12 protein-coding genes are annotated in these 13,631 nt (G+C 56.0%); 2 read left to right on the forward strand and 10 right to left on the reverse strand.

Going from position 1 to position 13,631, the window contains the following annotated elements; translation table 11 throughout:
- Positions 1-35 precede the first annotated feature (35 nt).
- Positions 36-1,982 carry a SurA N-terminal domain-containing protein gene (locus PQR63_RS17810; RefSeq protein ID WP_408169316.1) on the reverse strand — a complete coding sequence of 649 codons (1,947 nt, stop codon included), beginning with the start codon at positions 1,980-1,982 and terminating at the stop codon, positions 36-38.
- 283 nt (positions 1,983-2,265) lie between these two features.
- Here PQR63_RS17810 and PQR63_RS17815 point away from each other — a divergent pair, with 283 nt between their 5' ends.
- A complete protein-coding gene (locus tag PQR63_RS17815) occupies positions 2,266-2,490 on the forward strand; it encodes a hypothetical protein (RefSeq protein WP_408169317.1) in 225 nt (74 codons plus the stop codon).
- Positions 2,491-2,503: 13 nt separating this feature from the next.
- Here the strand turns inward: PQR63_RS17815 and PQR63_RS17820 are convergent, their stop codons facing one another.
- From PQR63_RS17820 to PQR63_RS17850, 7 genes are all read right to left on the reverse strand, one after another.
- Positions 2,504-3,757, reverse strand: a complete 1,254-nt coding sequence (locus tag PQR63_RS17820; protein ID WP_408169318.1) for a phenylacetate--CoA ligase family protein — start codon at positions 3,755-3,757, stop codon at positions 2,504-2,506.
- An 89-nt stretch (positions 3,758-3,846) separates the two neighbouring features.
- Complete coding sequence (locus tag PQR63_RS17825) at positions 3,847-4,650, reverse strand: ABC transporter ATP-binding protein (protein WP_408169319.1); 804 nt, start codon at positions 4,648-4,650, stop codon at positions 3,847-3,849.
- Between the two features lie 96 nt (positions 4,651-4,746).
- A complete protein-coding gene (locus PQR63_RS17830) occupies positions 4,747-6,066 on the reverse strand; it encodes an ABC transporter substrate-binding protein (RefSeq protein WP_408169320.1) in 1,320 nt (439 codons plus the stop codon).
- Between the two features lie 88 nt (positions 6,067-6,154).
- Positions 6,155-7,231 carry a branched-chain amino acid ABC transporter permease gene (locus PQR63_RS17835; protein WP_050478826.1) on the reverse strand — a complete coding sequence of 359 codons (1,077 nt, stop codon included), beginning with the start codon at positions 7,229-7,231 and terminating at the stop codon, positions 6,155-6,157.
- 208 nt (positions 7,232-7,439) lie between these two features.
- Positions 7,440-8,354, reverse strand: coding sequence for a branched-chain amino acid ABC transporter permease (locus PQR63_RS17840; RefSeq protein ID WP_408169321.1), 915 nt, complete (start codon positions 8,352-8,354; stop codon positions 7,440-7,442).
- Positions 8,355-8,384: 30 nt separating this feature from the next.
- Positions 8,385-9,206 (reverse strand): ABC transporter ATP-binding protein, encoded by an 822-nt coding sequence (locus tag PQR63_RS17845; RefSeq protein WP_408169322.1) that lies wholly within the window; start codon positions 9,204-9,206, stop codon positions 8,385-8,387.
- 48 nt (positions 9,207-9,254) lie between these two features.
- Positions 9,255-11,228 carry an AMP-dependent synthetase/ligase gene (locus PQR63_RS17850; RefSeq protein WP_408169323.1) on the reverse strand — a complete coding sequence of 658 codons (1,974 nt, stop codon included), beginning with the start codon at positions 11,226-11,228 and terminating at the stop codon, positions 9,255-9,257.
- Positions 11,229-11,542: 314 nt separating this feature from the next.
- On the opposite strand from PQR63_RS17850, the gene PQR63_RS17855 reads away from it, so the two are divergent.
- The gene (locus tag PQR63_RS17855; protein ID WP_408169456.1) at positions 11,543-12,199 is read left to right on the forward strand and encodes a Crp/Fnr family transcriptional regulator; all 657 of its coding nucleotides are present in this window, start codon (positions 11,543-11,545) and stop codon (positions 12,197-12,199) included.
- Positions 12,200-12,321: 122 nt separating this feature from the next.
- Here PQR63_RS17855 and PQR63_RS17860 read toward each other — a convergent pair whose 3' ends face one another.
- Together PQR63_RS17860 and PQR63_RS17865 are read right to left on the reverse strand one after the other, a co-directional pair.
- Complete coding sequence (locus PQR63_RS17860) at positions 12,322-12,753, reverse strand: response regulator (RefSeq protein WP_408169324.1); 432 nt, start codon at positions 12,751-12,753, stop codon at positions 12,322-12,324.
- A 225-nt stretch (positions 12,754-12,978) separates the two neighbouring features.
- A complete protein-coding gene (locus PQR63_RS17865) occupies positions 12,979-13,629 on the reverse strand; it encodes a response regulator (RefSeq protein WP_408169325.1) in 651 nt (216 codons plus the stop codon).
- Positions 13,630-13,631 lie beyond the last annotated feature (2 nt).

The raw sequence follows: 13,631 nt of genomic DNA on the forward strand, positions 1-13,631 counted from the left end.
TAAGCGGCCTTTTTCTATCTTTTACGTCAATTACTTCACTTGGCCGCATCAACCGGCTTGTTGGCCGATGCACCCGAAGTAATCGCCTCGCCACCCTTCAGGATCTTGGTCTTCGCCTTTTCCTTGATGAAGTTGATGTACGACAGCATTTCCTGTTCGGCCAACACATTGGCAATCTGCTCCTGCTCGGTCTTGCGACGTGCAGTATCAGGCGTTGCCGGCTGCGCCACCTTGGTCACGCGGAATACGCTGTAACCCTGGCCCGGCAATTCGACTCCGGTGTAAGCAGGCAACTTGGCGGTATCGGCCTTCATGACTGCCAGGAAAGCTTCCTGATTCCAGCCTTGCGTCTTCACGCGGGAAGCCACCTTGACGTCACCAAAACCGGCTGCGTCGTCCTTGACCTTCAGCGCTGTCAGTTTGGCTTCGCCGGCTTTCTTGGCCAATGCCAATGCTTCGTCTTGCGTTACCAGCTCGCGCACCATGCTCTTGACGTCGTCAAACGGACGCTTGGTGACCGGCTTGTATTCCACGATGTGGCCCGCGATCAAGGTGGTCGGTGCGATTTGCACCGCTTCCGTATTGTGCTTGCCCTTGATGGTGTCGTCCGTGAACAGCGCCTTCAGGAACTTGGCATTGTTGTATGGAGTATTTGGCGCCAACGTTGGATTAGGCAGACGGGTCACGCCGGCAACCGTTTCAATCTTCAGCTTGAGCTTGTCGGCCACCGGCTTCAGGCTGTCGCCTTGTTCGTAGACGGTATTGTTGAAGATGTCGGCCAGCTCTGCGTATTTCTTGGCGGCCAATTGCTTCTTGATGTCACCGGCGATTTCGCCTTTGACTTCGTCCAGCGGCTTGACGCTGCCGGCCTTGATGCCGGTCAACTGGATGATGTGATAGCCGAAGTCGGACTCAACCGGATCGCTGATCTCGCCTTGCTTGAGCTTGTACGCAGCATCTTCGAACGACTTGAGCATCGCACCCTTGCCGAAGAAACCGAGGTCGCCGCCCTGATCCTTGGAGCCTGGATCCTGGGAATTGGCCTTGGCCAGCTTGGCGAAGTCGCCCGGATTCTTGCGCAGTTGCGCGACCAGCTCATCGGCCTTTGCCTTGATGGCAGCCTTGTCGGCGGCAGAAGCGCTCTTCTTGACTTCGAGCAGGATATGGCTTGCGCGACGTTGCTCTTCCGTCGAATACTGCTTGAGGTTCTGATCGTAGTACGACTTGATGTCGGCATCGGACACGCTGACTTGCGCGGCCACAGCGGCGCTGTCGAGGATCACGTATTCGATCTTCGCTTGTTCAGGTACTTCGAACTTGCTGCCGTTCTTGTCGTAATAAGCCTTAATCATGTCATCGGTGACCTTGACCTGGCTGATGTACGACGCAGCCTTGAAACTCAGTTCCTGAACCGAACGCTCCTGATCGTTCAAGTCCGACAGGCGGGCCGAAACAGCCTTCGGCGCGAACGCGGTGCCTTGTACGGCAAAGTTGAGCTGCTGCAATGCCAACGCACGGCGTTGGCTGGCTTCATAACCCTTCGGCGTGAGGCCTTGGGCTGCCAGCAACATGGCGTACTGTTCCTTGTCGAAGCTTCCGTCTGCCTTGAGCAAACCGGGGATCTGCATGATGTTTTGCTGCAAGGCCTGGTCGGTCACGGTCAGCTTGTCGCTGACGACTTCCGCTGCCAATGCACGCTGGGCGATCAGGCTTTCCAGCACATCGCGGCGCGCTTCAGGCGTATCGAACACCTTGGCGTCGATCTGGCCGCCGGACATCTGGCGCAGACGCTCCAGTTGCTGGCGCTGCGCGGCGTCCCATTCTTCCTTGGTGATAGTTTGCCCGGCCACCTTGGCCACGGCATTGTCGCCATCGGACAAACGGCTGTAGCCTTCCAGGCCAAAGAACGCGAAAGACGGGAAAATAAACAGCAGCAGCAGGAATTGCATCAAGCGCTGATGGTTACGGATAAATTCAAACATTGGTCAGCCGATCACGAAATCACAAACAAATGACATCAAATAAGAAAAAAGGCGAACTCACGTTCGCCTTATAGCAATTTATAGCAATGCTACCGCTGGCGGAGCAAACCAGGGCCTGCTCAGGGGGGGATGCCGCCTTGGCAACACCCGCGCGTCATTATACACAGCCAGCCGGGTCAAGTCACCGATACTGCCTCAGGGAAATACCCGGAATTACCGCTTTCGAGCCTGAGCTTACGATATCATCCTGCCCAAAACACGCTCTGGAACTAAAGGATCAAACATGGCCAAGCTGGAAGATATCGTCAAAAGACAGAAACAAGGCGCGCAATTCGTGCTGTCGGCACAGATGCTGGGCATGGACTTTGGCACCTTCGACACGGTTGCACAAACCTGGATAGAGCGCGGCGGCCCCGGTTTCGAGGCGACCGGCGTGCCGTTTCGCAAGGTGATCGACGGCGAGTTCCTGATTGCTCGTCTGACCGTGGTCAAGACTGATCCGGACTAACCGATCTCACTCACTACTCATATTTGCGCGCGTCCTCAATGACCTTGCCGTCATTGGGCAAACTCCCGGGAGCCGCAAACAGCACTTCGCCACGCAACTTGGTGATGTCGCGCACACTGTCTGCGATCGCCCCCGCCTGTTCCACCGCACTGTCCATGTCCATGGTTTCGCAATGCAGCGTCATGCTGTCATTCGCCATTTCCCCGCTGACAACCAGGCGCGCCTTCAGGATCAATGCGTGACGGCGCGTAATCTCCGCCACCTGCGAGGGATGCACAAACATGCCTCGCACCTTGGTCGTCTGATCGGCACGCCCCATCCAACCCTTGATACGCGTATTGGTGCGCCCACACGGTGACACACCGTCCAGCACGGCCGACAGATCACCGGTGCCAAAGCGAATCAGCGGATAGTCGGGATTGAATGACGTCACCACCACCTCACCGACCTCGCCCGGCTTCACCGGATCACCGGTGCCGGGGCGTACGATTTCCAGAATCAGATCCTCATCGAGAATCATGCCAGGATTGACCTTGCCATCGCTGATCGACTCGTAGGCAATATTGCCGATATCGGCCGAGGCATACAGTTGCAGCACGTTCGGTACGCCATGCTCGTGAAACCAGCTGCGCAGCGATGGCGGCAAGGCTTCGGCGCTGACCAGTGCGCGCTGCAAGCTGTCGAGGGCGACGCCCATTTCCTGCGCTTTTTCGATGATGATCTTCAGGAAAGACGGCGTGCCGACATAAGCGTCCGGCCTGAGCGACGCAATGGTCTGCACCTGCAACTCAGTCTGCCCGATGCCCGAAGGAATCACGGCGCAACCGATCTTGGCTGCCGCGCCCTCGGCCATGAAAGCCGCCGGCGTGAAGTGATAAGAAAAACAGTTCTGGATAATGTGCCCCGCACGCAACCCCAGCGCACGCATCGGCCGCTCGAAACGCCACCAGTCCAGTTGATGCCCTTCCGGATCAAAGATCGGTCCCGGCGAAACGAACAAGCGGCGCAACTGGCGATGCGGCGTGGTGTTGAGTCCGCCGAACGGCGGCGCGGCACTCTGCAAATCTTTCAGATCAGACTTGCGCGTGACCGGCAATTGCGCCAATGCAGCACGGTCGCGGATGTCACCGGCATTGACGCCTTTAAGGATGCGATTCCAGCCTTCTGCACCCTGCGCGCGTGCCACCAGATCCGGCAAAGCCTGCATGAGCGCGTTCTCGCGCTGTTGCGGGTCGCGTTGTTCCAGAGAATCAAGAATGTCAGACATGAAAGTACCGTATGCGTAGGCTGAAAGAAAAAGTGCGGCAAGGATGCCAACGACGCCAATGAAACCAATCGTATGTTTACGTTGCGGCGTCAGGCCAGCCAGCGTTTGCGGCGTCTGTAAAACTTCATGTCGCGGAAGTTCTTGCGTCCCGCTGCCGAGACGCCGAGATAGAACTCCTTGACGTCTTCATTGCTGGCCAAATCGTTGGCAGCGCCTTCCATCACCACGCGACCGTTTTCCAGGATGTAGCCAAAATCGGCGTAGCGCAGCGCTACCATGGTGTTCTGTTCCGCCAGCAGGAAGGACACGTTTTCCTTGGTATTGAGGTCTTTGACGATCTCAAAGATTTCTTCCACGATCTGCGGCGCCAGTCCCATTGACGGCTCGTCGAGCAGAATCATCGACGGCTTGGCCATCATGGCGCGGCCGATGGCTGTCATCTGCTGCTCGCCGCCGGAGGTATAGCCGGACTGCGACTTGCGACGTACTTTCAGGCGCGGAAAATAATCGTAGATTTTTTCCAACTCCTGCTTCACTTCGTTGTTGCTGATGTTGCGCGTGTAGGCGCCGGTCAGCAGGTTTTCTTCCACGGTCAGGTGGCCGAAACAATGCCGGCCTTCCATCACCTGAATCACACCGCGCTTGACCAGATCGTTCGGCGTCAACTGATCCACCCGCTCGCCCTTGAATTCGATACTGCCCTTGGTGACGTCGCCGCGCTCGGCCGTCAGCAAATTGGAAATCGCCTTCAGCGTCGTGCTCTTGCCCGCGCCATTGGCGCCCAGCAATGCCACGATTTTGCCTTCCGGCACCGCCAGCGACACGCCCTTCAGAACCAGAATCACGTGGTCGTAAATGACTTCGATGTTGTTGATATTCAGTGCTGTACCCATGCTTACTCCAGCTTGCCTACCTGTTTTCGGACTGTCTTTTCAAAAAAGCGTCGGCGCGCCCGACACACCTCAACACGCCGACGCCAAGGCCTGAACTTATTTCATGCAGGCTGGGGTAATACCTTTTTCTTTTGCATACTTCGCAGCAGATGCCTTGAACAGCGGGTGGATCAGGTTCTTGTTGCCTTCGATCCAGTCCGATACCAGCACCCATTTGCTGCCGTCCCATTGCTGAATCTTGACCTTGCCCGAACCCTCGTGGTTGTCGCAGGAAGTCTTGATCTCCGGCAGCAGACCGGTTGCGCCCAGTTGTTGCAGGCGAGCGTTGGTGATGTTCAGGTTTTCCAGACCCCAGCGCACGTCTTCGCCGCTCATGACCTTTTTGCCGAACTTGCCTTGCGCGGTGCGCACAGCTTCAACCGTTGCCAATGCCGCCGAGACGCCGCGGTTGTAGAGCACCGAACCAATCTTGTTCTTATCCTGCAGGTTGCCCTTGCCGGCGCCGTAGACCACCTTCTCGATATCGGCGATCAGCGGCACACCCTTGCCGGCCACGTTCCAGGTCGCGCTAAGGTAACCCTTGGCGGCATCGCCTGCAGGAATGGTGTCTTCCTCAGAGCCTGCCCACCACGAACCGATGATCTTGTCGCGTGCAAAGCCGACTTTTTGCGCCGCCTTCAACGCGGTCTGGTTCATCACGCCCCAGCCCCAGAAAATCACATAGTCGGGATTCTCCTGACGGATCTTCAGCCATTGCGCTCCCTGCTCATTGCCTGGATGAGCAACCGGAATTTCAACCAGTTTGAATTTACCGATACTGGCTTCCGCTTCCAGCGCAACGATCGGTTCTTTGCCGTAAGCAGAGTCGTGGTAGAGGAACACGATCTTCTTGCCGACCAGCGAACCACCGTTCTTGGTTGTCAGGTATTTGACGATGGCCGACACCTGCATCTGATAGGTCGTCACCAGCGGGAAAGCATAGGGAAAGACTGAGCCGTCCACTGCATCGGTGCGACCGTAACCGATCATCAGCAGCGGCACTTTGTCCTCCGCGCTCTTGTCGATCAGCGCGTAAGAAATCCCGGTCGCCATCGGATTAATGGCGGTGCCCTTGGTAACGGTGTTCTTGTTTTTCATGCGCTCATAGCACTCGACGCCTTTGGCATTGTTGTACTCGGTTTCGCATTCTTCCCAAGACAACTTGACGCCGTTGACGCCGCCATCCTTGAGATTGACGTAATTCAGGTAGTCGACATAGCCGCCGTAATACGATTGGCCGTTGGTACCGTAAGGGCCGACCCGATAGCTCGGAATCGCGATGAACTGATCATTGGCCTGCGCCATCGCCGGCAGCGCGGGAACCAGGAAGCTTGCGGCAGCGGTCGCAGCAAGCACCAGCTGTTTGATATTTTTCATACATGTCTCCTTGTGTAGTTTTACCCATGTGCGCGCTTTTATTGCGCGCATCGTTTTACTTCTGCAAAGCGGTTAGTGCATAAGCGTATTAATGCGGGAACGGCCACAGGCGCAACTTCTCCTTGGTAATCTGCCACAGGCGCGCCAGCCCATGCGGCTCAACAATCAGGAAGAAAATGATCAGCCCGCCGAACAGCATGAGCTGGATATGCGACACCGTCGCATTGGTGAACGGCAAGTGCAGAAAAGACGCCAGCGGCGGCAACACGTTGTCGAGGAAGATTGGCAGCAACAGGATGAAGGCCGAACCGAGGAAGGCGCCGAGTATGCTGCCCACGCCGCCAATGATGATCATGAACAGGATACGGAACGACAGATCCAGCGAGAAGCCGTCCGGCTCCACCGAACCAAGGTAGCAGAACGCATACAGCGCGCCCGCCACGCCGCAGAAAAACGAACTCACCGCAAACGCCAGCAGCTTGGTGCGCATCAGCTGGATGCCGATCACCTCCGCCGCCACGTCCATATCACGCACCGCCATCCAGGCGCGGCCGGTCGATGAGCGGACCAGATTCTTGGCCAGCATCGCCATCACGCAAACGATGCCAAGTACGAACAAATATTTCTTCACCGGCGAGTTGATGTCGATGCCGAAGAAATCGATCTTCTGCGTACTGATCACACCCGACGAACTATTGTTGGAGAACCAGGAAAACTTGGTCAGTGCCCACACCACGAAAAACTGCGCCGCCAGTGTCGCCACAGCCAGATAGAAACCTTTGATACGCAAGGAAGGCAGACCGAACACAATCCCCACCAACGCCGCACAGCCACCCGCAAGGATGAAGGACAGCACAATGGGAATGCCCTCAATACGCAGCTGGAAGTTATACGCGGCATAGGCGCCCACAGCCATGAAAGCGGCAGAGCCCAGCGACAGCTGACCCGCATAGCCGGTGAGAATATTCAACCCCAGCGCTGCAAGCGCAAACACCAGAAAAGGAATCAGAATCGCAGAGAACCAATACTCGCTGCCGATCAACGGAATGCCGACGAAGGCAATCGCCAACAGTATCGCCATACCGATCCGATCCTGCCGGATCGGGAAAATCTGGCTATCGGCAATGTACGACGTCTTGAACTGCCCGGCCTCACGATAAAGCATAGTGTTTCTCCTGTGTCTCCATCAGATATGGCGCTCGCAGTCATCAAATCAGCGATGCGTCTCACATCTCTATTTTTATCTCCGTCGTCCCAGCGCACGCTGGGACCCAGTGTCGTTTTACTCAATCACGCCAATGCGTAGAACGACGCTGGATTTCTGCGTTCGCAGGAATGACAAGGGTGTTATTTAATGCATTGACAGGTATTCCTTAAACCCGGTCAATATGCCGCTCGCCGAACAATCCCTCAGGACGCACCAGCAGGAATAACAGCGCGAACACATAAGGGAACCATCCCTCGATGCCGCCGAAGTTGCCGCCGAACAGATCTTGCAAAACGGGTGGAATGTAGATCTCGGCCAGCTTCTCCGACGCGCCGATGATCAGACCACCAACAATCGCCCCCGGGATCGACGTAAATCCGCCCAGAATCAGCACCGGCAATGCCTTCAGCGCCGTCATCGTCAACGCGAACTGCACGCCGTTGCGTGAGCCCCACAGCAAGCCGGCTATCAGCGCCACGAATCCGGCCACACCCCACACCACCGCCCAAATATGTTGCAGTGGAATGCCCAGCGATAATGCCGCCTGATGGTCATCGGCAACAGCGCGCAAGGCACGGCCGACTTTGGTGCGTTGGAAGAACAAGGCCAGCAGCGACACCAGCGCAATCACCATGCCGGACGCAAACAGATCGAACTTGGAGATGCCGATACCGATACTGTCCATGATGGACATGATCGGCTCGTCAACGATGCCCAGATTGATCGCGCGCACTTCGCTGCCGAACAGCAAAGGTCCCAGACCCTCCAGGAAAAACGCCAGGCCGATCGTCGCCATGAACAAGGTGATCGGCGGCTGATTGACCAGCTTCCGCAAAACGAACCGTTCGGTCGCCAACCCCACCAGAATCATCACCACGAACGAGCCGATGATGGCCGCCCACATCGGCATGCCCTTGTCCATCAGGCCGACCACGGCCAGCGCAGCGAAATACACCATCGCGCCCTGGGCAAAGTTGAATACGCCCGAGGCCTTGTAAATCAGCACGAAGCCCAGCGCCACCAGCGAATACATCAGGCCGGACAGCAAACCGCTGAGCGTCACTTCAAAGAAAAATTGCATCTGCGTTCTCCGCTTGTTCTGTTCGCTGGATTAGTGTGATGTGCCGAGATAGGCCTTGATCACTTCCGGATTGGCCATCACTTCGTCCGGCGTGCCGTCGCCGATCTTCTTGCCGTAGTCGAGCACGACCACGCGATCCGAGATATCCATCACCACGCCCATGTCATGTTCAATCAGCACGATGGTGGTGCCGAACTGTTCGTTGACGTCGAGGATGAAGCGGCACATGTCCTGCTTCTCTTCCACGTTCATGCCGGCCATCGGTTCGTCCAACAGCAGCATGCTTGGCTCAGCGGCCAGCGCGCGCGCCAGCTCGACGCGCTTTTGCAAGCCGTACGGCAGGCGCCCTACTGGCGTCTTGCGGATGTGCTGAATCTCGAGAAAGTCGATTACCTCTTCGACTTTGTGACGATGCTGGATCTCTTCATTGCGTGCCTTGCCCCACCAGATCGCATTGGCGAGAAAGCTGGAATGCATCTTGGTGTTGCGTCCGGTCATGATGTTGTCGAGCACGGTCATGCCCTTGAACAGCGCAATGTTCTGGAAGGTCCGCGCAATGCCTTGTCGCGCCACTTTGCTGGGATGCATGCTGTGGCGCTGCTCACCGCGAAAAACGATGTTGCCCTTCTGCGGATGGTAGACGCCGTTGATGACGTTGATCATCGAGCTCTTGCCGGCGCCGTTGGGGCCGATGATGGCGCGGATCTCATGTTCGCGTACATTGAACGAGATGTCGGTCAGCGCTTTGACGCCGCCGAAGGACAGCGAAATATTCTGCAGATCCAGCACGACTTCGCCGATCTTGCGACCGCCGTCTTCCGTTGCAGGCACATCCTGTCGCGCTGGTTCCATTGGCTGCACTTCTTCCGTGATATGTCTTTTCATGGTGGTCATGCAGGCCTATGCCGCTTGATTGAGGTTGGCGAAGGTCTTGACGTCGGCGATTTTCAGATCGGCCGAGATCATGCCCTGGCGACCGTCTTCGAACTTCACCTGCGTCTCGATGTATTGCGATTGCTTGCCCGCGTAGAGCGCTTCGATCAGCACGCCGTATTTTTCGGCGATGAAACCGCGCCGCACTTTGCGGGTACGCGTGAGTTCGTCATCGTCCGGATCCAGCTCTTTATGCAAGATCAAAAAGCGATGAACCTGGGAATCGGCCAGCAAAGGATCTTGCACCAGATCAGCGTTGACCTTTTCGACGCATTCGGCAATCAAGGCATAGACACTTTGATGCGCAGCCAGATCGGTGTATCCGCTGTACGCAAGGTGGCGTCGCTCAGCCCAGTTACCGACGGCGTCCATGTCAATATTGATGAAGGCAGTACATTGCTCGCGCTGGTTGCCGAAGACCACCGCTTCCTTGATGAAGGGGAAAAACTTGAGCTTGTTCTCGATGTACTTGGGCGCGAACATCGTGCCGCAAGCCATCTTGCCGACGTCCTTGGCGCGGTCGATGATTTTGAGATGACCATCGGCGTCGAAGAAGCCGGCGTCACCGGTATGGAAATAGCCGTTTTCATCAATCGCTTCGGCGGTTGCATCAGGACGTTTGAAGTAAGACTTCATCAAGCCCGGTGAGCGCACCAGCACTTCGCCATTGCCGTCGATGTGCACCTCGACACCCTTCATCGGACGACCGACCGTGTCGAGCTTGACGTCGCCGGATGGCTGCATGCACACCGTCACGCAGGTTTCCGTCATGCCGTACAACTGTTTGAGATTGATGCCAAGCGAACGATAGAAGTCGAACAGATCCGGGCCGATCGCTTCACCACCGGTATACGCCACACGGATGCGCGACATGCCGAGTACATTTTTCAGCGGGCCGTAAATCACCAGATGACCGATTGCGTAGAACAGACGGTCGCTCAAGGAGACATCGGGCTTCTTGTCGAGAATGCGCATGCCGACGCGGCGCGCAATCTTCATGAAGCCATGGAACAGCTTGCGCTTGACCCAGCCCGCGTCTTCGATGCGGATCATCACTTGCGTGAGGATGTTTTCGTAGATGCGTGGCGGCGCGAAATAATAGGTCGGGCCGATCTCGCGCAAGTCCGTCATGACGGTGCTCGGCGACTCCGGGCAATTGAGGCAGAAGCCTGCCACATGCGTCTGCGCGAACGAGTATAGAAAGTCGCCCACCCAGGCCAGCGGCAGATAACACAGCACATCGTCGCGATCGTTGAGCTGATCGAACTCCACCAGCGTGGTCGCAGTAGCGATCATCGCAGCGTGCGAGTGGCATACGCCTTTTGGCTTACCGGTGGTGCCGGAGGTGTACAGAATGATGGCGATATCATCGGTCGTGAGCGTATTGACCTGATCCATAAAGAACGATGGATTTGCCTTGTCGTAGGCACGTCCAAGTTCTTGCACGCTGGCAAACGATGACAGTTCCGGTTGGCGATAATTGCGCATGCCGCGCTCATCGTCATAGATGATATGCGTCGGACGTTCGCTGCCTTCGGAGAAGTTCAGTTTGATGTCAAAGACCTTGTCGACCTGCTCCTGATCTTCAGCAACGACGAAATCGATTTCTGCATCGTTGAGTACATAGGACATATCGGCTGCGGGCGCATCCTGATACAACGGTACCGGCATACCGCCCAGGCATTGCGTGGCCGACATTGCCCAATACAAGCGTGGGCAATTATTGCCGATGATCGCCAGGCTCATGCCGCGTTTGAAACCGAGTGCGGCCAGGCCGCAGGCAAACGCTCTCACCTCGTCGGCAACCTGCGCCCACGTTGTGGTTTGCCAGATGCCGAGATCCTTCTCCCGGAATGCAGGGCGATCCGGGCGTGCTTGTGCATTCATCAGGAGCAATTGCGGAAATGTCTGCGCTCCTGGACGTTGTGTTGTCTCCACCATCGTCCCACCTTTATTTATAAACACTCGGTTGCCGCCGGGTATGGCATGCACGCGAAGCGTTTGGGGTCTCTATGTGTGTCAAGTCAGTCTGAACCGGGATGCTTACGTCGCACTTACTGGGGCGCCATCTGTTTTTCTGCTTGTCCGCCCTCGTAAGCGAGCCGGTATTGCGCTGCTTTTGTGCGATGATAGTAGTGTGAGTTGACTGGCAGGGTTGTCATCTCACAGACAATTGCATGACAATTGCCAAACTTTTGATATTGCGACGCATCATAGAACTCATTCCAATGACAAGAGACACATCGATTAAGGACATGCTGGGCAAGACTATCTGGGCGCAATCGCTGACAGCCGAGCAATTGACGCGCGTTCAGGCAGAAGTATTCAGCCGCAAGTTTTCCGCCGGCGCATTCGTATGCCATAAAGGCGATCCGGTCACGCATTGGATAGGCGTGCATGAAGGCCTGCTGAAGATGAGCAGCGTTTCACCGGAAGGCAAGACCGTTTCTTTCGCAGGCATGGCCAATGGCGGCTGGCTGGGAGAAGGCTCGCTGCTCAAGGACGAGCCGCGTAAATATGACGTGGTAGCGCTGCGCGACAGCGAGTTGCTGTACATGCCGAAAGCGACTTATCTCTGGCTGCTGGACAACAGTATCCCCTTCAACCGTTTTCTCGTAACGCAGTTGAACGAGCGGCTGGCGCTGTTCATTTCGTTGGTGGAATATGATCGCATGCTCGAACCCGATGCACGTGTGGCGCGTTGCCTGGCCGCCTTGTTCAATCCCTATCTGAACCCGGGCATCGGACTGGAGTTGCAAATTTCTCAGGAAGAAGTCGGCAACCTCTCCGGCGCGTCACGCCAGCGCGCCAATCAAGCCTTGCAGGTATTGGAGAAAGCCGGTTTGCTGAAAGTCGATTACGGCAGCATCACTATTCTTGATCTGGAAGGCTTGCGTCAGTTTCCGTCTTGAAAAAGATAAAGCACGCAGAAATCAACCCGACATCACAGTGACAAAAAAACTGAAGCACCAAAGAAAAATGCAGGCTCGATGCCTGCATTTTTTATTTGTACTTGATCATCACGGCCGGCAACTTAACGAACCGGCTTGTTACGCGTCACCCAATACTGCCCGGCATCCGCAACCGTACCGATGAATTCGCGCGGATCGGCTGACTTCATCAGATAGCCGTTGGCGCCCAACTGATAACTTTGCACGATGTCGCGCTGATCATCAGAAGACGAAAACATCACTACCGGAATGTGCGCGGTGGCAACATTTGACTTAAGCATCTTGAGAAAGTCATGCCCGCTCATCAGCGGCAGATGCAAATCAAGAAGAATCAGACGCGGATGCAAATCCTTGCGATCAGCGTAACCGTTGTCGGCAAACATGAAGTCGGCAGCCTCTTCGGCATCGGCAAACCAGGTCATCTTGTCCGCAAGTTTTTTTGTCTCCAAAGCAATGCGCGTCAGCTCCGCAACCTCCGGGCTGTCGTCCACCAGCATGATATCCATTTGCTCCATATGCAGATCACTTTCTTGCGGCTACTACCTAAAACATCATCAGATTCTGCACCACATTGCAGCATGATCTGCTCATGGCAGACCAGACGCGTGGTGCAGCCTTGATCGACGTTGAATTTATCTGCATGTATCAGGCTAATCACTACATTCGCAGTATCAGGTCGGCGAATTAATTATGGCATAAGCAACAAAGGTCGCTATCAGGATTTTCCCGACATTGATCCTTTATTTATCGGATGTCGTCAGGCCGGTGCGGATGGCATAGCGAACCAGTCCAGGGACGTCCCTGATCTCCAGACGCTCCATCAATTGGGCGCGATGCGTCTCGATGGTTTTGGCACTGACATTGAGGCGGTAGGCGATTTCCTTGGTGTTGTTGCCTTCCGCAATCAGTTGCAGGATCTCGCGCTGGCGCGGCGTCAATACTTCGACCGGCGTACCGTCCTGCGCAACTTTCTTCATGTACAGATCAAGCGCCTCCTTGGAAATATGCGAATCGAGATATTGCCGGCCATGGATAACTTCGATCAGCGCCTTTTCGAGTTCATAGGCAGCCGAATCCTTGAACAGATAACCGTTGGCGCCCGCGTTGAGCGCCTGCATCACGTATTCTTCGCTGCCATACATCGACAACATCAGGAACTTGATGGTCGGATGATCGGCACGCAAGCGGCGCACCGCTTCCAGCCCGTTCATGCCTTTCATGGCAATGTCCATGACGACGACGTCGGGCTTGTACTTTTCCGTCATTTCAATGGCAGCGTTGCCGTCATCGGCCTCCCCGACTACTTCAATACCAGGCATCGCCGTCAGTAGCGAGCGAATGCCGCTGCGCACCAGTGCATGATCGTCCGCCAGCAAAATTCGTGTCAACATGT

Origin of the sequence: Herbaspirillum rhizosphaerae, from assembly GCF_046025915.1 — a bacterium.
Lineage (GTDB): Bacteria > Pseudomonadota > Gammaproteobacteria > Burkholderiales > Burkholderiaceae_D > Herbaspirillum > Herbaspirillum rhizosphaerae_A.

What these genes read in the sequence shown, in the direction of transcription:
- PQR63_RS17810 (WP_408169316.1), bottom strand. Translation starts at nt 1,982, where the DNA reads ATGTTTGAATTTATCCGTAACCATCAGCGCTTGATGCAATTCCTGCTG.
- PQR63_RS17815 (WP_408169317.1), top strand. Translation starts at nt 2,266, where the DNA reads ATGGCCAAGCTGGAAGATATCGTCAAAAGACAGAAACAAGGCGCGCAA.
- PQR63_RS17820 (WP_408169318.1), bottom strand. Translation starts at nt 3,757, where the DNA reads ATGTCTGACATTCTTGATTCTCTGGAACAACGCGACCCGCAACAGCGC.
- PQR63_RS17825 (WP_408169319.1), bottom strand. Translation starts at nt 4,650, where the DNA reads ATGGGTACAGCACTGAATATCAACAACATCGAAGTCATTTACGACCAC.
- PQR63_RS17830 (WP_408169320.1), bottom strand. Translation starts at nt 6,066, where the DNA reads ATGAAAAATATCAAACAGCTGGTGCTTGCTGCGACCGCTGCCGCAAGC.
- PQR63_RS17835 (WP_050478826.1), bottom strand. Translation starts at nt 7,231, where the DNA reads ATGCTTTATCGTGAGGCCGGGCAGTTCAAGACGTCGTACATTGCCGAT.
- PQR63_RS17840 (WP_408169321.1), bottom strand. Translation starts at nt 8,354, where the DNA reads ATGCAATTTTTCTTTGAAGTGACGCTCAGCGGTTTGCTGTCCGGCCTG.
- PQR63_RS17845 (WP_408169322.1), bottom strand. Translation starts at nt 9,206, where the DNA reads ATGGAACCAGCGCGACAGGATGTGCCTGCAACGGAAGACGGCGGTCGC.
- PQR63_RS17850 (WP_408169323.1), bottom strand. Translation starts at nt 11,228, where the DNA reads ATGGTGGAGACAACACAACGTCCAGGAGCGCAGACATTTCCGCAATTG.
- PQR63_RS17855 (WP_408169456.1), top strand. Translation starts at nt 11,543, where the DNA reads ATGCTGGGCAAGACTATCTGGGCGCAATCGCTGACAGCCGAGCAATTG.
- PQR63_RS17860 (WP_408169324.1), bottom strand. Translation starts at nt 12,753, where the DNA reads ATGGAGCAAATGGATATCATGCTGGTGGACGACAGCCCGGAGGTTGCG.
- PQR63_RS17865 (WP_408169325.1), bottom strand. Translation starts at nt 13,629, where the DNA reads ATGTTGACACGAATTTTGCTGGCGGACGATCATGCACTGGTGCGCAGC.